General features: G+C 53.4%; 19 protein-coding genes. 1 reads left to right on the top strand and 18 read right to left on the bottom strand.

All coding sequences use genetic code 11. The annotated features are described in order from the left end of the window. Positions 1 to 51 precede the first annotated feature (51 nt). The 16 genes from SELR_RS00800 to pyk form a co-directional block, all read right to left on the bottom strand. Positions 52 to 1,155 carry a glycoside hydrolase family 88/105 protein gene (locus SELR_RS00800; protein WP_014423293.1) on the bottom strand — a complete coding sequence of 368 codons (1,104 nt, stop codon included), beginning with the start codon at positions 1,153 to 1,155 and terminating at the stop codon, positions 52 to 54. Between the two features lie 44 nt (positions 1,156 to 1,199). Further along, complete coding sequence (locus tag SELR_RS00795) at positions 1,200 to 2,732, bottom strand: MFS transporter (RefSeq protein ID WP_014423292.1); 1,533 nt, start codon at positions 2,730 to 2,732, stop codon at positions 1,200 to 1,202. 34 nt (positions 2,733 to 2,766) lie between these two features. After that, positions 2,767 to 4,251 carry a glycoside hydrolase family 28 protein gene (locus SELR_RS00790; RefSeq protein WP_014423291.1) on the bottom strand — a complete coding sequence of 495 codons (1,485 nt, stop codon included), beginning with the start codon at positions 4,249 to 4,251 and terminating at the stop codon, positions 2,767 to 2,769. 27 nt (positions 4,252 to 4,278) lie between these two features. Beyond that, positions 4,279 to 4,995: a bifunctional 4-hydroxy-2-oxoglutarate aldolase/2-dehydro-3-deoxy-phosphogluconate aldolase gene (locus tag SELR_RS00785; protein ID WP_014423290.1), complete on the bottom strand. Its 717-nt coding sequence runs from the start codon at positions 4,993 to 4,995 to the stop codon at positions 4,279 to 4,281. A 32-nt stretch (positions 4,996 to 5,027) separates the two neighbouring features. Then, a complete protein-coding gene (gene uxaC / locus SELR_RS00780; RefSeq protein ID WP_231848094.1) occupies positions 5,028 to 6,449 on the bottom strand; it encodes a glucuronate isomerase in 1,422 nt (473 codons plus the stop codon). A gap of 31 nt (positions 6,450 to 6,480) precedes the next feature. After that, positions 6,481 to 7,968 (bottom strand): UxaA family hydrolase, encoded by a 1,488-nt coding sequence (locus tag SELR_RS00775; protein ID WP_014423288.1) that lies wholly within the window; start codon positions 7,966 to 7,968, stop codon positions 6,481 to 6,483. An 11-nt stretch (positions 7,969 to 7,979) separates the two neighbouring features. Further along, a complete protein-coding gene (locus SELR_RS00770; protein ID WP_014423287.1) occupies positions 7,980 to 9,479 on the bottom strand; it encodes a tagaturonate reductase in 1,500 nt (499 codons plus the stop codon). 200 nt (positions 9,480 to 9,679) lie between these two features. Continuing rightward, on the bottom strand, positions 9,680 to 10,870 hold the full coding sequence (locus tag SELR_RS00765; protein ID WP_014423286.1) for a phosphoenolpyruvate hydrolase family protein: 1,191 nt from the start codon (positions 10,868 to 10,870) through the stop codon (positions 9,680 to 9,682). Beyond that, positions 10,857 to 11,738: a phosphoenolpyruvate hydrolase family protein gene (locus SELR_RS00760; protein WP_014423285.1), complete on the bottom strand. Its 882-nt coding sequence runs from the start codon at positions 11,736 to 11,738 to the stop codon at positions 10,857 to 10,859. Before SELR_RS00760 ends, SELR_RS00765 begins: the two co-directional genes overlap by 14 nt. A 29-nt stretch (positions 11,739 to 11,767) precedes the next feature. Further along, positions 11,768 to 13,750: a penicillin-binding protein gene (locus tag SELR_RS00755; protein ID WP_014423284.1), complete on the bottom strand. Its 1,983-nt coding sequence runs from the start codon at positions 13,748 to 13,750 to the stop codon at positions 11,768 to 11,770. A gap of 3 nt (positions 13,751 to 13,753) precedes the next feature. After that, positions 13,754 to 14,914, bottom strand: coding sequence for a toxic anion resistance protein (locus tag SELR_RS00750; protein ID WP_014423283.1), 1,161 nt, complete (start codon positions 14,912 to 14,914; stop codon positions 13,754 to 13,756). A gap of 15 nt (positions 14,915 to 14,929) precedes the next feature. Then, entirely contained in the window at positions 14,930 to 15,916 is a 987-nt protein-coding gene (locus SELR_RS17565) for a 5-bromo-4-chloroindolyl phosphate hydrolysis family protein (RefSeq protein WP_014423282.1), read from the bottom strand. A gap of 89 nt (positions 15,917 to 16,005) precedes the next feature. Then, positions 16,006 to 16,485: a 23S rRNA (pseudouridine(1915)-N(3))-methyltransferase RlmH gene (rlmH, locus tag SELR_RS00735; protein WP_014423281.1), complete on the bottom strand. Its 480-nt coding sequence runs from the start codon at positions 16,483 to 16,485 to the stop codon at positions 16,006 to 16,008. Beyond that, the gene (locus tag SELR_RS00730) at positions 16,485 to 17,588 is read right to left on the bottom strand and encodes a S1C family serine protease (protein ID WP_014423280.1); all 1,104 of its coding nucleotides are present in this window, start codon (positions 17,586 to 17,588) and stop codon (positions 16,485 to 16,487) included. Before SELR_RS00730 ends, rlmH begins: the two co-directional genes overlap by 1 nt. A 17-nt stretch (positions 17,589 to 17,605) precedes the next feature. Next, complete coding sequence (locus SELR_RS00725; protein ID WP_014423279.1) at positions 17,606 to 18,367, bottom strand: MBL fold metallo-hydrolase; 762 nt, start codon at positions 18,365 to 18,367, stop codon at positions 17,606 to 17,608. 416 nt (positions 18,368 to 18,783) lie between these two features. After that, on the bottom strand, positions 18,784 to 20,196 hold the full coding sequence (gene pyk / locus SELR_RS00720) for a pyruvate kinase (protein ID WP_014423278.1): 1,413 nt from the start codon (positions 20,194 to 20,196) through the stop codon (positions 18,784 to 18,786). Positions 20,197 to 20,568: 372 nt separating this feature from the next. On the opposite strand from pyk, the gene fliD reads away from it, so the two are divergent. Beyond that, entirely contained in the window at positions 20,569 to 21,519 is a 951-nt protein-coding gene (fliD, locus tag SELR_RS00715; protein WP_014423277.1) for a flagellar filament capping protein FliD, read from the top strand. A gap of 59 nt (positions 21,520 to 21,578) precedes the next feature. On the opposite strand, the gene SELR_RS00710 is transcribed toward fliD, so the two are convergent. Next, positions 21,579 to 22,703 carry a DUF362 domain-containing protein gene (locus SELR_RS00710; protein WP_014423276.1) on the bottom strand — a complete coding sequence of 375 codons (1,125 nt, stop codon included), beginning with the start codon at positions 22,701 to 22,703 and terminating at the stop codon, positions 21,579 to 21,581. A 78-nt stretch (positions 22,704 to 22,781) separates the two neighbouring features. Then, positions 22,782 to 24,083, bottom strand: coding sequence for a lipase family protein (locus tag SELR_RS00705; RefSeq protein WP_014423275.1), 1,302 nt, complete (start codon positions 24,081 to 24,083; stop codon positions 22,782 to 22,784). Between the last annotated feature and the right edge of the window lie 20 nt (positions 24,084 to 24,103).

The following is a 24,103-nucleotide window of genomic DNA, read 5'->3' as shown; positions in this document are numbered from 1 at the left end:
ACACAATACGAAAAATCAACAGCCAACTATTTACTAAATCCTTTTCCACGTTCAAAGGCGCTCATATTCCGCAGCCGCCAGGATGAAGGGGCCCAATCCCTTGGGTTCATTGGTCACAATAGGTTCACTGATATAGTAGGCAAATGAACCATCCCGCTCGCCGTAAGCCTTGGTGGGCTGGCCGCCCAGCCCGGCAACGAAGCAGATCTTATTGAGGCAGATGGTGCCCATGGGCGTTTCGGTGATGAATTCATCAATGAGCCCATGATAGGAGAGTTTCGCAAATTCCCGCATGCTCTCCGGCAGCCAGCCCATGCGCACACCCTTGAACAGAGCGTAAGCGATCATGGACGAACCCGAAGCCTCCACATAGTTGCCCTTGCGGTCGCCGCAGTCCGGCACCTGATACCAGACATGGGACTGGGGGCTGGCCACTTTGATTAACGCCTGCATCGTGTCGTTGAGAATCTGAATGAGATCCGGCTTATACTGATTGTCAGCCGGCAATTCTGCCAGCGTATCCACCAGCGCCATGCAGTACCAGCCAATGGAACGTGCCCAGAAATGCTTGGACAGGCCGGTCAGCTTGTTGGCCCAAGGCTGCTGGCGGGCATCGTCATAGGCGTGATAGAGAAGCCCTGTCTGCTCATCGAGCGTATGCTTACGGGCGATGATAAACTGCCGGGCAATATCATCATATTCCTCCATGCTGCGGCTGAACTCACTGACGTATTTGGCATAGAATGTTGCCCCCATATAGAGGCCATCCAGCCAGATCTGCTCTGGATAGATTTCCTTATGCCAGAACACCCCTTCCTTTGTGCGGGGATGATGCTCAATCTGGCTGCGCAAGAGTTCCAAAGCCTTGCGATACTTTTCTTCATGAGTTTCCTTATAGATGGTCAGCAGAATCTTGCCGTTGTTGAGATGGTCGATGTTGTACTCTTTCACATCATACCCCCGGATACTGCCATCCTCCCCGATAAACGTATCCATGCAGGACTTGATGTAGTCAAAGTATTTCCGCTCGCCGGTCTGATGCCAGACCTCCGCAATGCCGTCCAGCGTCAGGCCAAATTCATAAGCCCAGTAACTTGTCAGGTCGGTCTTGCGCTGGATAACGGAATCAGCCATCCACTGTGAATATTTTTTCATTTTCTTCGTTCTCTCCTAAATATTGCAAAAATTATAAAGTAAATTCAGTGCGAATGAACACCTGCAGGTTCATCATGGACACGCATCAGATCGTTATGACCGAAGCACTGCTCATACTTCCAGCCCGTCAGGGATTCCACGGCCTTGCGCGTTTCCGGCGTCACATCGGCCATGCTGCCGCCCGAACGGATGCGATGTACCTCATCCACGAGGAGCTTATGGTTTTCCTTGGTCAGCGTCAGATTGCGGGAAATCAGATAAACGATGCCGCAGAGAACGATTGGTACCACGATGGTCATGACCAGCACGCCATCAATAGCCATTGCCGTCTGCTGGCCGGCGCCCTTTTCAAAACCGAAGAGGGCCAGCCCTACGCCCAGCAGGAAACCTTCCGCAGCCGAAGCCAGCTTGGACAGCAGGCCATTTACACCTGTGAAGATACCCTCGCGGCGTTCCATGGTAACCGCTTCATCAATATCGGCCATGAAGGGAAGCTGAAATACCGGGATATAGTCTGCACCAGCCTTGCCCACGTTGTTGATGATGGCCAGCACCGTCAGCCAGACGATCACGGCCTCTTCAGTCATGCTGGACTGATTCTGGAACAGGATATAATAACCGGCCAGCGAAGCCGTCACGATGACGCCTACCACCTTGAAGGCGAACGGGCCACCACGACGATAGCAGATGGTGATGAAGATTGCCAGCGCGATAAAGGATACCAATGTCGCAAAACTCGTGATGATGGAAGTCGCACTGACCGACAGAGACAGGGCGTAAACCACATAATAAGTGAAAACACCCGCAGCCAGATTCTTGTAGATGCCGATAAAGAGCATCATGCCGGCATGGAGGCGGAAGGCCCGGATGCGCATGGAAGCGAACACGTCATTGACCAATTTGCGCAGCACATGGGATACTGAACCCATCTCTTCCGTATAGTGGATGTCCTCGGGCGCACGTTCATAGGTCAGTACATACATAACGGCTAAGGAGATGGAAACTACCACAGCATAGGTAAGGCCAGTATAGAAGAAAGCATCGAGATTGCCTTCTCCGAAACGCTGGAAGAAGAAGGCCGGGAACAGCAGGGCAATGGTGCTGGCAAAGGTGCCGCAATACTGCTTGGCCGAAACCAGCTTGGTCTTTTCGGCTGCGACCTGCGTCATTTCTGCCGGCAGCGTCGGCCCCGGAACCATCACACTGGTAAAGACGATCTCATAGATGATGTTGGCAGCCACATAGAATTCAAAACTATGGCCCGGCGTCCAAAGGATTGGATAGGTGATAAGCACCAAGGGGATACCGGTCAGGATAAAGAACTTGCGCCGCCCGAAGCGCTTGCCCAAGCGGGTACGGCCAAAGTTATCGCTGATATAGCCCATCACCGGATTGCCCACGGCATCGATACATCTGGCAATGGTAAAGATAAGACCTGCCTGCACGGCGGGAATATCGCAATACATGGTGTAGAACAACATCAGGAAAGCGGAACTGAGTGCCTGCGTACCGCCACCGAGGAAATTCAAACAGGCATAGCCCAGCACATTCCACCAGGTTACTTTTCTTGCTTCCATCTTGATCCTCCTAACACAGTTAAAAGTCCGGCTCTTATCCGATCTGCCCGTCAGAGCCAACATCCACCAGCCGGTCCGGCTGGCGTTTTCCATTAATGGTCACATTCTCAAAGGCCAGCGCATGGATATTTTCTAAGACCGCCTCACCTTTCACCCCTTCCAGCTTCATATCCCGGAAGGTGACGTTTTCAATGAGGGCATCAGCAAAGCCCTTGAGATAAAAGGCGTATTTCGCATCAATACTGCCGCCCTCTGCGGTCCAGAAGCCATCCAGCGTGATATTATCCAGCTGCGGAAGGTTTTCTCCTGCATGGCCTTCCTCGTAAAAGAAATCCGCATGCACCACCGCCAGCCGTGCCTTGTTGACCACGCTGTCCTTCACGTAGACATTTTCCAGCGTGCCGCCCCGCATGGCATTAGTCTTGAAGCGAATGGGATAATCGAGGTTGGGACTGTCGAAATGGTTGCCTGTCGCAAACACATCATGCACCCCGCCGGAAATCTCACTGCCCAAGGTGATGCCGCCATGGCCATTGGCAAAGCGGTTATGGCGGATGATTACATTGGCCGTCGGCACGCCGATACGGCGCCCATCCTCATTGCGCCCGGATTTGATGGCAATGCAGTCATCCCCCGTGAGGAAGTAGCAATCCTCGATCAGCACATTGCGGCTGGATTCCGGATCGATGCCATCGTTGTTGTAGAGATCCGTCTCAATGTGTACTCCCTTGATCCAGACGTTCTCGCAGAGCACCGGATTGATCTCCCAAAAGGGTGAATTGACGATATGCACGCCCATGATGCGGATATCCTTGCTGTTGTAAAACTGGATGAAAGGCGGCCGCAGGGTGGATACATCATCGGCAAAAATGCGCTGCTGAACAGGAATTCCCTCTGCTCCAGCCCGGAAAAGACGCTGTCTTTGCTCCTCCTGATCCGGCTCGCCGAAGTAGCCGAATTTCCAGGGCATCCAGTTGAATTCATCGGCCTGCCCGTCCAGCGTGCCCTGTCCCGTGATGCTGATGTCCTCTGCGCCCTCCGCATAGATGAACGGCGAAAAGTTCATGCATTCCACGCCTTCCCAGCGAGTATAGCGCAGGGGATAGAATACATTGCTCTTGTTGCGGATGAAGCAGAGCCTGGCACCAGCCACCAGATGCAGCTCCACATGCGATTTGAGCTCCAGTGCACCGGTATACCAGATGCCTGCCGGGATTTCCACCCGACCGCCGCCCGCCTGCGCCATATCATCAATGGCCTGCTGGATGGCCTGACCATGGAACAGCACATGCCGGCGCCGCTCTAACAATCTTTCCTCCCGGTACGACAGATCTTCCTTGAGCTCCGCCTTGCTGCCCTTGTAAGGGCCCAGCGGATGCTCATAGTAGATTTCCTCCACGGAACGCCAGAGCTCCTGATATCTGCTGTCCGTGATCCGGCAGAACCTGACACGGGGCAAAGGCGCTCTGAACTTAGCCAGGATTTCCTCATAAAGTTTTTGATTCCAGGAAAACGCCACGTTTATGACCTCATTTCCATTTCCTAATCAAGAAATCTTCAATTTACGCTTATTTAAATAGTCTGATTTATCTTTCCGATACAAGCTATTGACAGCCTGCTTGCCACGACCTCTTACCTCTTTGACAATCGCAGCAGCCTCGCGGACGAGCTTGGCAATGCCTTCCCAATCACCGTCTGCCATCATCTGCTGTTTGACCATCCAACTGCCGCCGCAAGCGAGGATTTTCTCATCAGCCAGATAAGCGCGGACATTTTCTGGCGTAAGGCCGCCTGTCGGCATAAAGACCAGCTGACCGTAGGGCGCAGCCACCGCCTTGATCATCTTGAGGCCGCCAGCCGGTTCCGCCGGGAAGAATTTCACGAAATCCAGCCCCAGGCCGATGGCCTGTTCCATTTCGCTGGGCGTCTGGGTTCCCGGAGCTACCGGCATCCCCTTGGCCTGACAGTACCGGACCACTTCGGGGTTAAGGCCGGGGCTGACGATGAACTTTGCCCCCGCGGCGATGGCCAGATCTGCTTCCTGCGTGGTGAGCACAGTGCCCGCCCCCACCAGAAGTTCCGGACGATGTTTTGCCATGCGGGAAATCACCTCGGCAGCAGCCGCCGTACGGAAGGTGACCTCCGCACAGGGCAGACCGTTATCGCAGAGGACATCGGCCAGCTGTTCTGCATACTGTGCATCTTCCATGACCACCACCGGGATAATCCCAATCTCCTTGAATTGTTTGAATATCTCTTTCATTCTCTCTAATTCCTTTCCTTTACATGCCGCTCCTAAATATGGAAGTAACGGACTGCGTTTTTATAGCTGATGCCTTCCACAATCTTCTGCAAAGATGCTTCATGGCAGGGATACTCACCGTGTTCTACCCAGTCACCAATGATATTGCACAGGATGCGCCGGAAGTAATCATGACGGGTATAGGACAGGAACGACCGGGAATCCGTCAGCATGCCGACAAAATTCCCCAGCAGGGAAAGCCGGGCCAGCGAGCGCATCTGCTTTTCCATGCCGTCCTTGGTATCGAGGAACCACCAGGCCGACCCCATCTGGATCTTGCCGGGCATTTCCTCGGACTGGAAGCAGCCCATCAGCGAAGCTATCCGGTCAAAATCCGTGCTGTCCAGCGAGAACAGGATCATCTGCGGAAGGTTCCCTTCCTTGTAAAGCTCACTCATGAATCTTGCCAGATTACCGATGCAGCTGGTCTGGGCAATCATGTCAAAGCCCGTGTCCGGCCCCTGCAGGGCAAACATCTTTTCATTGTTGTCGCGGCTGCAGGAATAATGGATTTCCATCACGATCTGCTCTTTATGATATTCCCGGGCCAGATGCAGCAGCACTTCGGTCTGATAGGCCTCGGCCTCTGCCGTTGTGAGCACTTCGCCATTAAGGGCTTTTTTATAGGCCTTATCCGCAGCTTCCAGTCCCTGATGATTAAACATCACATAGTCAAGGCCATGATCGCTGGCCCGACAGCCGTGCTTCTTGAAATAAGCGATCCGTTCCGTAAGGGCCGCCAGCACATCCTCAATGGAGGCTAATTTTTCCTTGCCCACGCTGGCCGCCAGTTTTTCCATATACTCGCGGAAACCCTCTTTATGGATATTGACAGCTTTATCCGGCCGGAAGGAGGGGCAGACCTTGAAATCAACTGTTTCATCTGCAGCCAGCTTCTCATGCCACTCCAGGCTGTCAATGGGATCATCTGTGGTGCCGATATAGTCCACCTTGGACTGCCGGATCAGCCCCCGCACGGACATATCCGGATCATGCTGCAGCATATCGTTAGCCTTATCCCAGACCGCCTTCATATTGGCTTCGGTCAAGGGTTCCGTCACGCCAAAATACTTATGCAGTTCCAGATTGCACCAGTGATACATGGGATTGCCGATGGCCATTTCTAAGGCTTTCGTGAAAGCTGCGAACTTCTCATAGGGATCAGCTCCGCCAGTGACCATGTCCTCGGGTACGCCATTCGTGCGCATCACCCGCCATTTATAATGGTCACCGAAGTAAGTGCCATCATCATTGCGCCCGCCCAGCCAGATCTGCGCGATATTGTCAAAGCGACGGTCCTCAAAAATCTCTTTGGGTGAGATATGGCAATGATAGTCAACCAATGGCAGTTCCCGGGCATATTCTTCATATAACCTCTGCCCTGTCTGATTGCGAAGCATAAAATCTTTCCCCATAAAAGCCTTCATAACGGAAAATCAGTCCTTCCTATAAAACAACACCATCTTTGAATATGGAAATCTGGCGATAGCCGTTTTTCTCATTGCAGGTCAGTTCGCCACCGGCCACCTGCAGGACTTTGTCCAGCAAGCGCCCACCAGCCGTGTCCAACGCTTCGCCTTCCGCCACCGTACCGGCATTGAAGTCAATCCAATGCGGTTTATGCTGGGCCAGGCGGCTGTTGGTAGCAATCTTCACGGTGGGTACCGGTGAACCAAAGGGCGTTCCCCGCCCCGTAGTGAAGAGAATCAGGGCGGCGCCGGCCGCAGCCAAAGCCGTGCTGGATACCAGATCATTGCCCGGCCCATAGAGCAAGTTCAAACCTTGCTTCTTTACCTGCTCCCCGTACCCCAGCACATCTTCAATGGGCGCCGTACCTCCCTTTTGGACACAGCCACAACTCTTGTCTTCCAGTGTGGTGATGCCCCCCTGCTTGTTGCCGGGGCTGGGATTGTCGTAGACCACCTCATGATGGGAAAGGAAGTAATCCTTGAAGCCATTGAGCATGGCCGCCGCCTTGTCAAACAACTGCCGATTGCGGCACCTGCCCAGAAGGATGCCTTCGGCACCGAACATCTCCGGCACCTCGGTCAGGATGGTGCTGCCGCCCTGACTCAGCAGCAGGTCGCTGAACCTGCCGACCGTGGGGTTGGCGGTGATTCCCGAAAGCCCATCAGAGGCTCCGCACTTCAGCCCCACCACCAGTTTGCTGGCTGGCAGAGACTGCCGTCTGAACCTGCTGGCATAAGCTGTAAGTTCCTGCAGGAGCTGACGTCCGGCAACCAATTCATCTTCTGCCTGCTGGCAGTTGAGGAACCTTACCCGCTCCGGATCAAAAGCCCCCAATTCTTCCACAAACTGTTCATGGGTGCAGTTCTCACAACCTAAGTGCACCACCAGCACACCACCGGCATTGGGGTGATTGACCAAAGCCGCCAGAAGCTTTCTGGTCTGAGCATGGTCCGCACCGGTCTGGCTGCAGCCAAAGGGATGCGTGAAGGCATGGATGCCGTCGATATGTTCACCCAACAGATCCTGATTATCCCGCGCCAGCTTCAGCACTACATCATTGACACAGCCCACTGTGGGGATGATCCAGATCTCATTGCGGATACCCGCCCGGCCATCTGGTCTCAGATACCCGGCAAACTCCCGGGCTGGCTGCTCTGGCAGATCATGCACCGCCGGATGGTAAACGTATTCTATTTCTCCCTTGAGATTAGTCCGCAAGTTATGGGTATGTACCCAGCAGCCCGGACTGATGTCCTGGGCTGCATGTCCGATGGGATACCCGTATTTGATGATGTTCTCGTTTTCTGCCACAGACTGCAACGCAATCTTATGTCCCTGGGGAATTTCCTCACAGGCGGTAACTTCCACATCCCCCACCTGCAGGCATTCCCCTGTATCTATCTTGGTCAGTGCCACCGCCACATTATCTTCTGCGGCGATGCGCACTGCTTTTATCCTATCCATATCCAATCCTTTCAGGCACATGCCAACAAACAACTGGCAAAGGCTTTCTTCGTGCCTTTCTGGCGAATCAGCTGCAAATCCTTCAGCACCTGCATTTCCAGTCCAGGCAGCTGCGTCAGATCGCAGCCCCACATCTTTTCGTAAGCCAGCACATCATGGACCAGGACTGCATCATCGCTATGACGATGCTCATAATAGAAATCCAGTACCCAGTCATCATCCTGCACCGGATAGATATCTCCCTGAGGGCGCCGGCACAGAAGTGCTTTTTCCTGCCGTGCCTGAATATCAGTGGAATAGAAGGCGATATACGCCGCCAGCGTCATCACGAGGCTTTTGGGCAGCTTGCCAAACTTCTTCCGGTATTCCAGCAGCGAGCCCATATCTCTCGCCTTCCACTTAGCCGTGGAATTCAGGGCAATACTGAGAAGCTGATGTTCCATGAACGGATTGTTGAACCGGTCGGCCACAGAAGCGGCAAATTTTTCACAATCCTGCTGATCCAACGGCAGGATGGGAATCACTTCCTCATAGAGCATGTGATTCATGAACGCCCGGATCACATCATCGTTCATGCAATCCCTGACGATATCCTTGCCTGCGAGGAAACTGCCCAGGGCAAAGCCTGTATGGGCGCCATTCAGGATGCGCACCTTCCGCTTCTTGTATGGTGCGATATCCGGCACCACATGGACATTCAGTCCAGCCCGCTTGAAGGGGAGCCTGTCCTCCAATTCCTTCGGCCCTTCAATATACCAGACGCCGAAGACCTCACCTACATCCATCAATCTATCTTCATAACCATTGATCTGATTCAGCGCCGCAATCTCACCAGCATCCCGGATCTCACCGGGAACGATACGGTCCACCAGCGTGGAACAGAACAGGTTCTCCTCTTCAATCCAGCGGACGAAACCTTCGCCCAGCTGCCAGTCCCGGGCATGCTGCAGGACGATTTTCTGCAGTTCCCGGCCATTATGATCAATCAGTTCACAGGACAGGATGATCAAACCTTTCTTTCCTGCCTGATAGCGTGCATACAAGAGTTTAGCCAGTTTTGCCGGGAAGCTGGCTGGGGGTACGTCCGTCAACTTTGCAGTTGGATCATAGACAATACCAGCTTCCGTGGTGTTACTGGTGATATATTCCAGGGTATCCAGGCAGGCAACTTCCAGCAGTTTATCAAAATGTTCCAGGGGGTTATAACATTTTTCCACCAAGGAAATCACCCTTCGTTCATCTACCTTCTGGCCATTTTCATTGCCCCGGATATAAAGGGTATAGAGACCTTCCTGTTCGTTGAATACCTTGTCCTTGCCCTTGCCCCGTGGCTGAGTCAATATGGCCTTGCCGTGCCAAGCGGCTTTCTCATTGGCCACATCAAAAAAGTAATCCACAAAGGCCCGCAGGAAATTGCCCTCGCCAAACTGCAGCATCTTCACTGGCGCTTCTTTCAGGATATATCCCGGATAGCCAGTTTTCTCCAATACCTCATAATTCAGCCGTTCCATACCACATTTTACCTCCCGCAGCTTGTTTTCTTACTTGTTACTTATTATTTTAATCGATTTACATTTTATAGTAAATGTGTTTATCATCTTTTTGCTTGTGTTTAAAATTTATTTCTCAAATTTTCACAACAAAAAAGTTGTGTTTATAGCATTTATCATACGTATAAACACAACTTTTATTTTATGGATGTATCTTATTTTTAATCTGCAATTCCTTGATATTCCCGCGGGGAAATCCCCACATGCTTGCGGAACATCTTGGAAAACTGCACATAGTCGCTATAGCCCACCTGCGCAGCCACTTCCTTGCATTGCAGGTTCTTGTCGTTTTTCAGCAAAGCCTTGGCCTTGCCCATGCGGAACTGCAACAGATAGTCCGTGAAGCTGATACCCGTCTCCTTCTTGAAACGCCCCCCCATATAAGAAGCTGACATATGTGCCACCAGGGCCAGATCGCCCAGCTTCACATCATCCATATAGTGTTCTTCGATATAGCGGCGCATGGAATCCACCAATTGATTGCCGCCCCATTTGCGGTCCCGCAGTGTGCCGATAGCTTCCGGACTGCAGTACTGCTTGAAGGAGCTCACGGTATCATAGACGGATTTTTCCATAGGAATACGGTCAAACGTCGAACCGCCGATGTACCCCTGACAATCCGAATTGCGGTAGATGTACTGCATATCCATCAGCGTATTAGCCGGGCCGGCATAGACCATGCGCAGGCACTCCGGATTCTTCGCCTTGCATAAATCAAAAATATCCTGCGCGATCCCCCGGGCCTCGCTGATGGTCAGATGACGCTTAGCACCCAAAAGGCCGCCGGCGGTGAGTCCCATATGCACACAGATGATGTCAGCTCCCACCGCCAACATTTTATCGGCCTCTTCCACAGAGGTCACAAACGCCATGGTCAAAAGATCCAGCTGATTGGCCAGATTGATTGCCGCTACCTCCCGCTCATAGGAACTGCCTTCTTCTTCCAACGCTTCCCGAAAACTGCCATCCACCAACGCCAAAGTGGGGGAATTTACAACACCGGCAAAACCGCTCTCCTTGATCCGTTTCAGATAATCATACAATTTCAGATAGGGATCACTGGCCATCAGACCAAACAACAGAGGTACATCCTGTACCACGGGAAAGATTTCCCGCTTGCCCATCTCCATGACCATCTTATTGCTGTTGCCATAGCAAAAATAACTGCTCAGGGAACTACGCCCCATGATGCGGTATTTCCCCGCGGAAAGTGCCAGCAGGATATCCGCACCTCCCATAGCCGCCAGTTTCGCGGTCATGCCTGAACCTACCGCCGCACCAATGATATGGCCGCCGACGTTGACCTCCGCCCGCAGGCGGCGCAGGATATAGCTTTTATCATAATCTGCCATCGCCCATAGCTCCTCGTTTTCTGGCCATAAACGCCTTCATCTTATCCAGCACCTTATAGGATTTCACCCTGGCCTGCAAATTCCGCTCCGTGTCCTCGCCCTTCAGCGGATAAAAACTGAAAAATCCATCCAGATCGGGAACGCATTCCAATATATAAGCTGCATCCTCAGCCGCAGCCATCCTTTGCCCACAGCAAAGGGTGATCACCTCGGGCCGGATACGCTTGCACTCCTGCATGATTTTTTCTGCCAACGCACAGCAATCTGCCAGCGGTGGGACATTCCCCGCATTCAGCATCGCCTTGGTCACAATGCCGAGATGGATGACCAGCACATCAGCACCGGCTTCCGTCATCGCCCGGCCCTGCTCCACATCAAATACGAACGGGCAGGTAAACATATCCAGTTCATGCGCTTCCCGAATCATATCCACTTCCAGCTGATAGCCCAGGTCTGTCCCTTCCAGATTGGCCCGGAAGCGGCCATCGATGATCCCTACGGTGGGAAAGTTCTGCACACCGTTGAATCCCTGCTCTTTCAGCTGGGCAATGAACATATCCATCTTCCGGAACGGATCGGTACCACAGACACCGGCAATCAGCGGCGTTTTCTTCACCTCCGGCAATATGTCCTCGCCCTTCGCCTGCATGAGCGAATTGGCATCATCATAGGACAGCAGGCTGGACATCAGATTGCGTCCAGCCTGCTGCAAACGGCCGGTATGGTAAAGCGCGACAAAATCCACATTGGTCTTGTCAATGCGTTGAAGGATTTCCTCCATGCCTGTTCCCAGACCTGTCAGGATCTTTCCCTTATTCAGGTTCTCCCGCAAGCCTGCCAGAATGTCCTGACGATTTTTTCTCAGCATCCCCATACCCCTTGTTCAATTTCTGTTTCTCAACCGGGTTCAAAATACACCGTGATAGTGGTACCGCCATCAACCAGCGTATTCACCTCGATACTCTGCCCCGTTGCATAGCCAGAGCCTTCACTTTGGAAGGACAGCCCTTTATCCGCAGCCAGGCCCGCAGCCTCCCGCAGGCTCTTGCCCTTGAAATCCGGTACAACGACCTTACCTTCGGGGACTTCCCCCGTAAACGGTCTGGCCGGCTTGTGCACCGGCTGTTTTTTCTCCGCTGGTTCCATGCCGGCAAAGGGATCGCTGGAAGGCTCGATGTGCAGATGACGGAAAAGCTGGGAAAAAATCCGGCCGGCCACCGGTGCTGCGATCTGACCGCCATAAAAATTACCCGTGCCCGGATCGTCGATAACCACCAAAACCACCAACTGAGGATCTTCTACCGGGGCAAAACCGCAGAAGGAGGCAATATAACGGCCATCCATATAGCCACTGCCGTCCTCCCGGATCTTCTGGGCCGTACCGGTCTTACCACCGATACGATACCCCTTGACCTGTGCCTTGGCGCCGCCGCCGCTGGTCACGACCTGTTCCAGCAGCCCCATCAGGGTTTTATCCGTAGCCGAGTCAATGACACGCCGGACTTCCGTCTTGCTGCGTTCCTCATAGATGCTGCCATCGGCATTGCGTATGGACTTGACGATATGGGGCTTCAGCAGCACGCCGTCGTTGGCGATGGCCGACACAGCCGTAACCAGCTGCAAAGGCGTCACGGCGATACTCTGTCCAATGGCCGTGGTCGCCATATCCGAATCCCGCATGTCCTCAGGCTTGAAGAGAATGCCGCTTTCCTCACCGGGCAGGTCAATGCCTGTGGGTTCACCAAAGCCGAAGGCCTTGGCGTACTTCATGAGCTTTTCTGCCCCGAGGCGCAAGCCCACCTGGGCAAAGCCCGTGTTCAAGGACTGCTTCACCACGTCCGTAAAGGTGACGGTACCAAAGCTTTCGCCATTCCAATTCTGGATACGCCGTCCGGATACCATGACATAACCGGGATCCACAAATACCTGATTGGGGCTGACCACCTTTTCCTGCAGGGCAGCGCCTGCCACCACAGACTTGAAGGTGGAGCCCGGCTCATAGATAAAGGACACTGCCCGGTTCTTCCACAGCTCCGGCGAATACTCCCAGAACTTATTCGGATTATAGGAGGGACGGGAGGCCATAGCCAAAACTTCCCCGGACTTGGGGTCCATCACGATGCAGGTGATTGCCTTGGGATTATTCTCCGCAATAGCCCGGTCCAGTTCCTGTTCCACGATAAACTGGATGCCGCTGTCAATGGTCAGCTCTACCGTCTTGCAGGCATCCCCCATATAGCGGCGCTTATTGGAGAAGATAGAATCCAGAATGGGACGCGCCTGCTGGTCGGTGGTGATATAGGTTTCCTTGACCTCGCCCTTCAGCAAGGGATCAAGGGCCTGTTCCACGCCGTCCAGCCCCTTGTCATCGGTGCCGATGAAGCCCAGCACATTGGCGGCCAGGGCATCATTAGGATAGTAGCGCTTGGCCTCATCCCGGAAATTCATGCAGGAAATATAATTCTTGTCCTTGATCAGCTGCCGCACCGCTTCGTATTCCGACTGCTCCATGCGCCGCTTCACCCAGACAAAGCCGCCGCCCACAGCGATATCATCCAGTATCTCCTGTTCGCTCTTGCCGATGAGCGGTGCCAGATTCTCCGCCACTTCCTGCGGATTCTCCACATGGGAAGGATCGATATAGAGGGATTTGGTCATGGTGCTTACAGCCATTTCCCGCCCATTGCGGTCCAAGATCGTTCCCCGGGGCGACTGAATGGCATAATCCTGCCCGACCTGGGCTTTCATGCGTTCTCCCAGAGAATTGCCCTGCACCAGCTGCAACCAGGCATAACGCCCCAGCGTCAGTACCAACAGCCCCAGCATCAAAAATGCCAAAAAACTTGCCCGCCGTTGTATTTCCCGGCGTTCTTTCTTCATTGCTTAATGAACCTCCTGCCTGCCGCTGTTTTTCAGCAGAGCCTCCTTGAGTCTGCCTTCGATCTGCACCAGTTCCGCCTCAGCGGCCTGCCGCTTGGCCCGGCCATTCTGCTGGATCTTAATGGTCTCTTCAATGGTGTTGATCAGCCGTTCATTGACCTCCCGCACCGTTTCGATATCCACGATGCTGCGCTCGTTCTCCTGTGCCGTCTCGATGCTGTTCTGCTGCAGGAGCTCCGCATTGCGGCGCAGCAGCTCATTGGTGGTATTGCTGACCGCCTGTTGCATGCGCAGGACTTCCTGCTGAGCCTGCAGTCCCAGCGCAATGACCAGCTGGTTTTTCCAGAGCGGAATCGTGCTGTAGATAGCCGTCTGCACCCGGTCAATCAGCGCCTTGTCGTTATTCTGGATCAGGCGGATCTGCGGTGCCGACTGGATGGCGATGGTCTTGCTGATCTTGAGGTCGTGGACCTTTTTCTCAAAGCGGTTAACGCTGGCTTCAAAGTCGGAAACCACCTGCACCGCCATGGGATCACCGGATTCCGCAGCCTGCTGGCGGAGTTTTGGCAGAGTGCTCTCCCGCATTTCCGTAAGTTTTTCTTCACCGGCCTGGATATAGAGCTGCAGCTGCTTGAAATAGCTGAGATTTTCCGCATATAGCTTGTCAAACAGGGCCACATCCTTCATCATCTTGAGCTTGGCCTGCTCTAAGCTGCCCTGAATGCGCTCCACCTGCGTGGAAAGCTTGTCATAGCCCAGTTTGATATCTTCGCCCTTTTTCACGAGGCTGCCCACCAGCGGAATCTTGGTCAGGAAGCTCTTGTTCTCCTCCGGTTCAAATTCCCGTACCTGTTTGACCAAAGTCCCCAGCAACTCCCCTACCGGGCCGCTGTCCTTGGTGCGCACCTGGGATAAGACATTGTCAGAGAACGCGGCAATCTTCTGCTGGGCCGGTGCCCCAAAGCGCAGGATCGCCGTGGAATCGGTAAGGTCCAGCTCGTCTTTGATCTTCTCCACCTGAGCCCGCTCCTCCGGACTCAGGGAACTTACCGCCTGTTCCACCTGGGCCGTCATCACTTCCGTGGACGGCAGCTCCGCCGGTGTCACATCAGCGCTGGCAATATTCGTCTTAGCCTTCATCAAATCTTCTAATTTTACTTCCATGGTCAGCCCTCCCGCTTAGCGATAGTATTGTTCATAGAAATCATCAACCGGCATAAAGAAATAACGTATACCCTCCACTATGGATACAAAGGTGGGTATCAAGGTCCAAAACAAAACCACATAGGCGATGCCCCACTTGGTCTTGCCCTGATAGAATTTATGCGCCCCCAAAGCCCCCAGCACAATGGCCAGCGCGCTCATGATGAGCTTCTGCATCAGTACAGACTTGCGCAGATTATCCGGCGTGGCGATCTTTTCCCGGACGTTTTCCAACCCCCGCTGCCCCACTTTCGTGACCGCGCCGCTCCGTTTCGGGGTTTTTTTCCGGCCAATGCCAGTAGATGGCGGGCCACCCTGAACATTGATCTCTACCGGTTCCCCTGTCCGTTTCTGCGCGTTATCGTGAATGCCTTCAGCTTCCAGTGACTGCTTCATCACCGTGAGTTCCGCTTCCATATCCAACAGCTGATTGTTGATGATCTTGGTAAACTCTGCATTGTAGGCTTCATCAAAGCTGACCAGCGTTTCCTTGAGCTGAGCTTTCACCTGGCGAACCTGACTGGTCTCGAGCTTCGTATCCTCGAGCTCCATATACTGTTCGCAAAGGCCAGCTGCCCGATCCTGATAATAATGGATAAAGCGGTTAGCCGCCGCGATGCGCTCCGGATGTTTTTCCACATAATTCAATAATCTGGCGGCTTCCTGCTGCATCAAAGCCAGCTGCTGACTCAATTGGCTGTCCCGGATCTTCCGCCGGGCAGTCTCCACCCGGTCATAATCCAGCCGGGCTTTTTCCCAATCCTCCAGCGCCGCAGCTGCCTGCATCTCAGCCAGCTGGCTGACATCCAGCTTCCGTATCTGCTTTTGGGGACGCTGCCCATTGTACAGGCTGATGCCCATAGCCGCCATCATCGCCAAACCGGCCCAACCTGCTTCATGCGTCAGGGCATAGATCCCGCCCATGCCAAAAATCAAAGCCAACAGGCCACATATATTACGCATTCCCACCGCTCCTTGCCGTAAATTTATGTTTCCATTATACCACAAGGGTGGCTGGTTTACATCATTTTGCAAACCAGCCACCCTTTATATCACCAATGATATTTTTCTCCGCGGTTGATCTTGAACGCGCGGTAAATCTGTTCCACTAACAGGAGCCTTACCATCTGATGGGTAAAGGTCATCCGCGAAAAGCTCAGCAGTTCATCAGCAGCTTTCCTTACTGCCGGTGACAGGCCGAAGGCCCCGCCGATCAGGAAGGTGATATTGCTGCGGCCGGACAGGCCCAGCTTGTCGATGCTGGAGGCCAGTTCCTCCGAGGACTTCTCTTTGCCGAATACGTCCAGCACGAAAAGGTAGCTGCCCTCCGGCACCAGCTTCAGCAGCTTTTCCCCTTCTTTTATCAGCACCTGCTCCTTCTCCGCCGCCGAGGGGTTATCCGGCATCTTCTCTTCGTGGATTTCCCGGATTTCCACCTGGGCGAAGGGTTTCAGGCGCTTCATGAATTCGGCTATGCCTGCCGTGAGATATTTTTCCTTGATTTTGCCTGCACAGACAATGGTGATCTTCATCAGCGATTATCCTGCGGCATCTCTTCGAGGACCACATCCACATTGCGGCTGGCACCATTGCGGTCGAAGGTGACCTTCACCGTATCGCCTACCTTGTGCGCAGCAACCTTGGCCCGCAGATCCGATACGGAGTTCACTTCTTCGTCGTTGACCTTGAGGATGATATCGCCGCGCTGGAGGCCTGCCTTGCCGCAGGGGCCGTTCAGCGTCAGCTGGAAGATATAGACGCCCTTATCGATATTGAGCTGGTAGCCATAGCGGCCGGCCGTCTGCGGATCGAATACGGACACGCCCAGATACGGACGGGCTACATAGCCTTTGTCCATGATTTCATCAATGATGCTCTGCACCGTGTTGGTGGGGATGGCAAAGCCCATGCCCTCCACACCATTGGCAGCCAGCTTAGCGCTGTTGATGCCGATGACCTCGCCATCAGCATTGACCAAAGCACCGCCGGAGTTGCCCGGATTGATAGCCGCATCCGTCTGGATCAGCTTCACGAGCTTATCGCTGATATCCAGCGTACGATTGACGGCACTGACCACGCCGCTGGTGACACTGCCCTGGAACTCCAGCCCCATGGGGTTGCCGATGGCAATCGCCGGTTCGCCTACCACAATCTGGTCGGAGTCACCGAATTTCGCCGTGGGCAGATCCTTGGCGTCCACTTTCACGACTGCCAGGTCTGTCAGTTCATCTGCGCCGATCAGCTTGCCCTTGAGGCTGCGGCCATCGGGCAAAGAGACGATGATTTCCTTGGCTCCGCTGACCACATGATTATTGGTCACGATATAGCCGTCGGCCTTGAAGATCACACCGGAACCTACCCCCTGGGTTTCCACCGGATTGTTGAACCAGTCGCGGGCCACAGCCTTATTGGTGATGCCTACCACCGCGGGGCCTACCATCTTCGCCGCCCGCACAGCCGGCGTATTCCGGGCATCGGATAATTTTACATCATTGCGGGGTGCCTGAGAACTCTGCGTCGATTCGCTGACGCTGGCTGAGTTATCCGAAGCCGTCCCCGCTGAACAGCCGGAAAAGGATACTGCTGACAACGCCAGCATAGCTGCTACCATCAGTGAAGTTTTCTTCTTATTCATGAAAATCCCTCCAAAATTTAGTTCAAATACCAGCTCACCATTTCGGTTTGGCTGGCCACTGTTAAATCGATATTTATACCCTGTTGTGCCAAAATTTTCTGTATGGTGTTTTCCGCCAGTTCCGGCCGGTTATTCTCCTCGGACAAATGAGCCAGGAACACCTTTTCCGGCCGCTTCTGCATGCGGATCAAAGCCCAGGCTGCATCGGAATTCGCCAGATGCCCCCGATTGGAGAGGATGCGCCGTTTCAGATGCCAGGGATAAATTCCCTGCCGCAGGACTTCCGGATCATGATTGGCCTCCAGGATCAGCACATCGGCCCCTTCCAGAGCCGCCTGCACATTGGCCGTCACAAAGCCCAGATCCGTGGCCAAGGTCACATTCTTGCGCCCTTTCAGTCGATAGCCCACAGGCTCCGCGGCATCATGGGAGATATTGAAGCTGTCCACCTGCAATCCCCCAATGGCAAAATGCTCGCCTATGGGGCAGAAACACTCTGCCGGAATAGCCGCCCGATCCTTCATATGCTCGATGGTGCCGGGACGGGTAAAGATGGGCAGATGATACCACTTGGAAAGCGTTATGAGCCCCGCCACATGATCCCGGTGCTCATGAGTGATCAGGATACCGTCCAAAGAGGAAGGTTCGACGCCAATCCCCAGCAATCCTTTTTTTATTTTCGTGGCGCTGATGCCAGCGTCAAGCAACAGCCGCACGCCATCCATTTCCACAAAGACGGCATTGCCCTTGCTGCCACTGGCCAAAATCCTAACCTGCATTCCCACGGCTCCTATCATAACACTTGTTTCTGTAAACTATCTGCAAAAACTGCACTTTTTCATTATAACTCTGAACGGTATATTTTGCCACAAGCAAAATATACCGTTCAGAGTTTCGTCGCGCTCTGTCGCGACATAACGCCCTTGTTCAGATTTTGCCACAAGCAAAATATACCGTTCAGAGTTTCGTCGCGCCTGTCGCGACATAACGCCCTTGTTCAAATTTTGCCACAGGCAATTTTAGCAGATGGTAGCGGGCCTGCGAAGCAACTTTCAAGATTGTCATCTCAACACAGCACAAAAGCCCGGCATAACTGTTTTAGGAGCGTTTGGCGGCGTAAGCCGTCTCAGCGGAGAAAACAGTTATGCCGGGCTTTACCCGTCACGATGTAAAGCGAACTACATCGTGGTAATCATTAGATGTTGTACACGCGTACGGAGCTGGAGTTGCCCTTGCCAGCCTTCACACCGGAGGTGATGATGGTGAGGTCGCCACGTTCTACGAGACCTTCCTTGACAGCAGCAGCCGTAGCATTGCTGATCATTTCATCCACATCGTTCCACATGGTGCCGAGAACCGGATATACGCCCCAGCGCAGGTTCAGCTGACGCAGAGCCTTTTCGCTCGGCGTGTAGGCAACGATAGCAGCCTTCGGACGATACTTGGATACAACCTTCGTGGTGTAGCCGGATTCGGTCGGCGTGATGATAGCCGGAGCATCAAGCTCATAAGCCATCTGAACCGTAGCATGTGCGATGGCACGCGTACGGGATTCCATGTGCTGGAAGCCGCGTTCTACGAAGAGTTCCTTGTATTCCAGGGAGCTTTCCATGCGCTGTGCAATGCGGTTCATCGTGGAAACAGCCTCTACCGGATAGTCACCGGAAGCCGTTTCACCGGACAGCATGATTGCATCCGTACCATCGAGGATGGCGTTACCAACGTCGGAAACTTCTGCGCGGGTCGGACGCGGGTTGCGTTCCATGGAGTCGAGCATCTGGGTAGCAACGATAACCGGCTTGCCGGCAGCGTTGCACTTGCGGATGATTTCCTTCTGGATCAGAGGAACGTCTTCAGCCGGAACTTCTACGCCCAGGTCACCGCGGGCAACCATGATGCCATCGGAAACTTCGAGGATAGCGTCGAAGTTCTTGACACCTTCGAGGTTTTCGATCTTCGGAATGATTTCCATACGGCCATTGTGCTCTTCGATGAGCTTGCGGATAGCCAGTACGTCATCCGGACGCTGGATGAAGGAAGCAGCTACGAAGTCCATGTCCTGTTCGCAGCCGAAGATGATGTCCTTAGCATCCTGTTCGGAGATAGGAGGCAGGCCGAGGGATACGCCCGGAGCAGCAACGCGCTTGCGGGTGCTCATCTTGCCGCTGTTCTGGATCGTCGTTACGATGTCCTTGCCTTTGATTTCGTCTACTTTGAGAGCTACGAGACCATCGGAGAGAAGCAGGGTGTCACCCGGCTTAACTTCCGTGTAGAGACCTTTGTGGTTTACGGAAACATGAGTTTCGTCACCCGGTACGTCGTCATAAGTCAGAGTGAACTGGTTGCCCTTCTCGAGCATAACCTTGCCATCTTTGAACTCGCCCAGACGCATTTCCGGACCTTTGGTATCGAGGATTAAAGAGATAACCTTGCCTGCTTTCTTGGCAGCTTCACGAACCATATTGATACGGCCAAGATGTTCTTCGTGGTCACCATGGGAGAAGTTGAAGCGTGCGCAGTTCATGCCATTGGCAATCAGTGCATCAATTACGCCCGGTTTCTCTGTGGACGGACCCTGCGTGCAAACGATTTTCGTCTTTTTTAACATGTTGTAAACCCCACCTATTCTGTTACTACATATTATATTTTAGACGGACACCTCCCCAAAGGGAGTCGCTGTATGGCGTCCTGTCTACGGCCTAAATCAGGGGAAATATTTTTCCCATCAGTTTCTATTCTACACTCTTTATCCCCATAAGTAAAACATTTTTGGCGAAAAACATTGGAAAAAAATATTTTCTGAAAAGCGGCTCATTGCTTGAAATTCATTGCTTTTATTCCCCTATATACGGGGCAACTATCCCTATTGATTGAAATTGTTCCCAGTGTAAAAATCGCTTATGCTCCGGCCCCTTTTGCACGATATAACTATAAGGAAAGTATCGCACTTTCCAGATTCAGTGGGAAAGGAGGATGTATCATGTCTACCATTTCGGCAATGACCAAGGATACGTACACGATGTACAAGATGGCCCAAGGAGACAGCCAGAACACTACAGCGGCACAAAAAACTGCCAGCAAGACCGAGGATGACAGCACCAAAAGTTCTGCGCAAAGCAAGAGCTATGCAACGGCTGCGGCCAATGTCAGCTCGCTGAGCAATCTGGTGGATTCTTTCAGCTCTTCTTATTCGAGCAAAAAGACCAATGCTTCTCAGGACTCCATCGCCAGCCTTTGGTCCGGTTACACGAATTCGACCACCTCAAGCCTCGCCAGTATGAGCGCCATTTCCGGTGTCTCCAGCAGCGCGGCAGGACTTGTGAACTCCTACAATGAGGCCAAGTCCACCTTTGACACTCAGTTCAAAGCCTATATGGGTGATTTGCAGAAATCTGCCCAGACCGTCAAGAACATGAGTTACGAATTCAGTGCGGACGACATCAAAGAGGCCGAAGACGGCTCCAAGACTTACAGTGACGGCCTCAAAGCCGCCATCAAGAATGTCAAGGAACTGGTCTCCGACTACAACGATGCCTTAGACCTCACCAGCGATTACAGCAGTGTGGGGAAGAGAATGGAATCGCTCCACAAGTCGTTCGCCGACACCACATATCGGGCTGACACTTATAAGCAGCTCGGTATCACGGTGGACAGCAAGACGGGCAAGATGTCTGTGGATGAGGACAAACTCGCCAAAGCCCTTACGGAAAACGGCGACCGCGTGAAAAACGCCCTCGGCAGCAATGGACTTGCCGGCAAGGCAGAACAGCATCTCACCGAGGCCAACAACCAAAGTGACAAACTGTTCCCCTCCTTGCAGAACATGTTCGGCGACAGCATCAAAACCGCCTCGGCCTACACCAACCCACGGGTACTGAGCGCCTCCGTTCAGTACGGCATGATTGGCAATCTCTTCAGCACCATGTTCTAAGGGATACCAAACAGCAAAAAGGGCACTGCCCATTGACGGCAATGCCCTTTTTTCATGCTTTATTTCAAAATCACCAGTTCATATTCACGGGTACCCATGCCAATCTTCTCGGCATGTTCCAGCGTTTCTTTCCAATGCACATTAGGATTGTTATCCATGAAGACATCATGATGATGATGCCAATCTTCCTGCGCCAGATTGTCGCCTAACTGGCTGTCCCGGATGGGCGCAGCTTTCTGGCAGGCATCGGCGCTGGCCTGATCGATGGCTACCGGATCGAAGGAAGCAAACATGCCGATATCCGGCAGGATAGGCGCATCGTTTTCCCCATGGCAGTCGCAGTTCGGGGAAATATCCATGGCCAGATTGATATGGAAGCAGGGACGGTCCTGCACGACGGCCTGGGTGTATTCCGCCATCTTCTTGTCCAGAAGGTCGCCGGCATCCCATTGCTCATTGCGGATAGCCGAGAAACCGCAGGCCCCGATGCAGCGGCCGCAGCCCTTGCAGAGTTCCGGATTGATATAAGCCTTGCCCGTGTCAAAGCTGATGGCATCGGAACCACATTCCTTGGCACATTTATGGCAGTTGCGGCACTTCTCCGGATTGACCACGCACTTGCCGGAGGAATGCTGCTCCATCTTGCCGGCGCGGCTGCCACAGCCCATGCCCAGATTCTTGATGGCACCGCCAAAACCCGTCATTTCATGTCCTTTGAAGTGGGCCAGGCTGATGACGATATCGGCGTCCATCACAGCGCGCCCGATCTTGGCGGCCTTGACGTATTCACCATTCTTGACTGGCACTTCCACATCGTCCGTTCCCTTGAGGCCATCACCGATGATGATCTGGCAGCCCGTAGTCATGGGGTTGAAGCCATGGAGATTGGCAATATCCATATGCTCCAAGGCGTGCTTGCGGCTGCCGGGATAAAGGGTATTGCAGTCCGTCAGGAAGGGCAGGCCGCCCTGCTCCTTGACGAGATCTGCCACGACCTTGGCATATTGGGGACGCAGGAAGGCCAGATTGCCCATCTCGCCAAAATGCATCTTGATGGCCACGAATTTGCCTTCCATATCGATGTTCTTGATGCCCGCCGCAATACACAGACGACGCAGTTTTTCCAGCCAGCTCGTGCCCACCTGGGTACGGAAGCTGGTGAAATAGACCTTCGACTTTTCCATTGTAAACCTCCTAGCCTTACGGCAATATACATACACATATTCTTTATTCGCCCACAGGGAAAAAATTCCTGCCAGCTTCTATTTTTTCACATTCAATTTTGCACTGCGTCCTGCTTCCGCCTGCATGACCAGATACCCCACCGCTTCAATGGGTGTCAAAGTACTGGCTGTCGTGCTATAGGACTGATAAGCGAGCAGATTCCCTTCAATGTCATAGAGCTCTTCTTCCAATGTCAGCCGGAAATTAGCCTCTTCCTTTTTGATCCGCTGACCACGGAAGCGTTCAAAAAGCACATATCTTGCCCCCTGCTGCCGTGCATCCTGATAAACCTTGCCCTGTCCTTTGCTAAAGATAACAGGGGTATAAGCACCTTTCAGGATACCTCTGGCCACCCGCTCCATATAGCTTTGATCCCCGCTGAGCATATCGTCCAGCTTGAAGCGGAAGGGCGCCACATACAATGGGCCCGCCAATTGCTGACAATGACCTGTTATCAGCAGCGGCTTTTCCAACTCATCATGGGCATCCTGATAATGACGCAGGGCTTCATCCAAGTACAAGGTCATATCATGGGGAAAGCGCCCTAGATGACTGTCCCAGACCACTTTCTCCCCGAATTGGGCATAACTGCCAGACAGGGATTGCAAGGCCGCCTTGACGGGATCTCCCTCCATGGTGATGCGCGTCAGCTGCATGCGCTTTTCATAGGCTCTGGCAAAAGCGGTATTGCCTACAGCCGGCGCGCCAAAGGTGATGACCTGCAGCTGCTGCGGCTGCACCCCCATATCGGCCAGCCGGGCTGCCGCCAATGTCGCCGCCGCCCCGCCTAAACTATGACCGGTCAGATACAATTGATAGGCAGGATGATTTCGCAAATCCCGGGCAATGACCTCCCCCAAGGTCAGATTGCCAAACTCCGGCAGCTGTTCGCTGAACAGCGCCGCCTGGGTATAGTCGTTGAAGCCTTTATGAACCAAAGGCTCGGAACCCTGCCGCTCCTCGCGGGCAGCCTCTGCCGCAAACTCGGAAGGATTCTTCCCCCCAAAGGGCACTCGTTTCACCCGCAAATCCACAATGGCATCCTGCTTCCGTTCCGTCCCCGGAAAGGCCAGCACATAGATCTGCTCATCGTCGGGCAATTTCTTGGCCAGAATATGCACGCGGCCGGCGGCCAAAGCAGTGGCATATTCATGAGAATCCACCACCCAGCCCAGCTCCTCCAGCCAATTACGGGCCAGCACATTGAGCTCTGCACTGTAGGTAGACATGGAAATCAACGCCGTGGCAAAGTTCAGTTCAGCCTTATCCAATTGCCTGGCCTGTACAGGGGATAACGAAAGCAACAACGCGAAACATAACAGGAATATCCTGCGCCACATGAAGTACTCACCTCCTGATA

This window comes from Selenomonas ruminantium subsp. lactilytica TAM6421 (genome assembly GCF_000284095.1).
In the GTDB taxonomy this organism is placed as follows: Bacteria; Bacillota; Negativicutes; order Selenomonadales; family Selenomonadaceae; genus Selenomonas_A; species Selenomonas_A lactilytica.
This window is presented reverse-complemented; position numbering and strand designations above follow the sequence as displayed.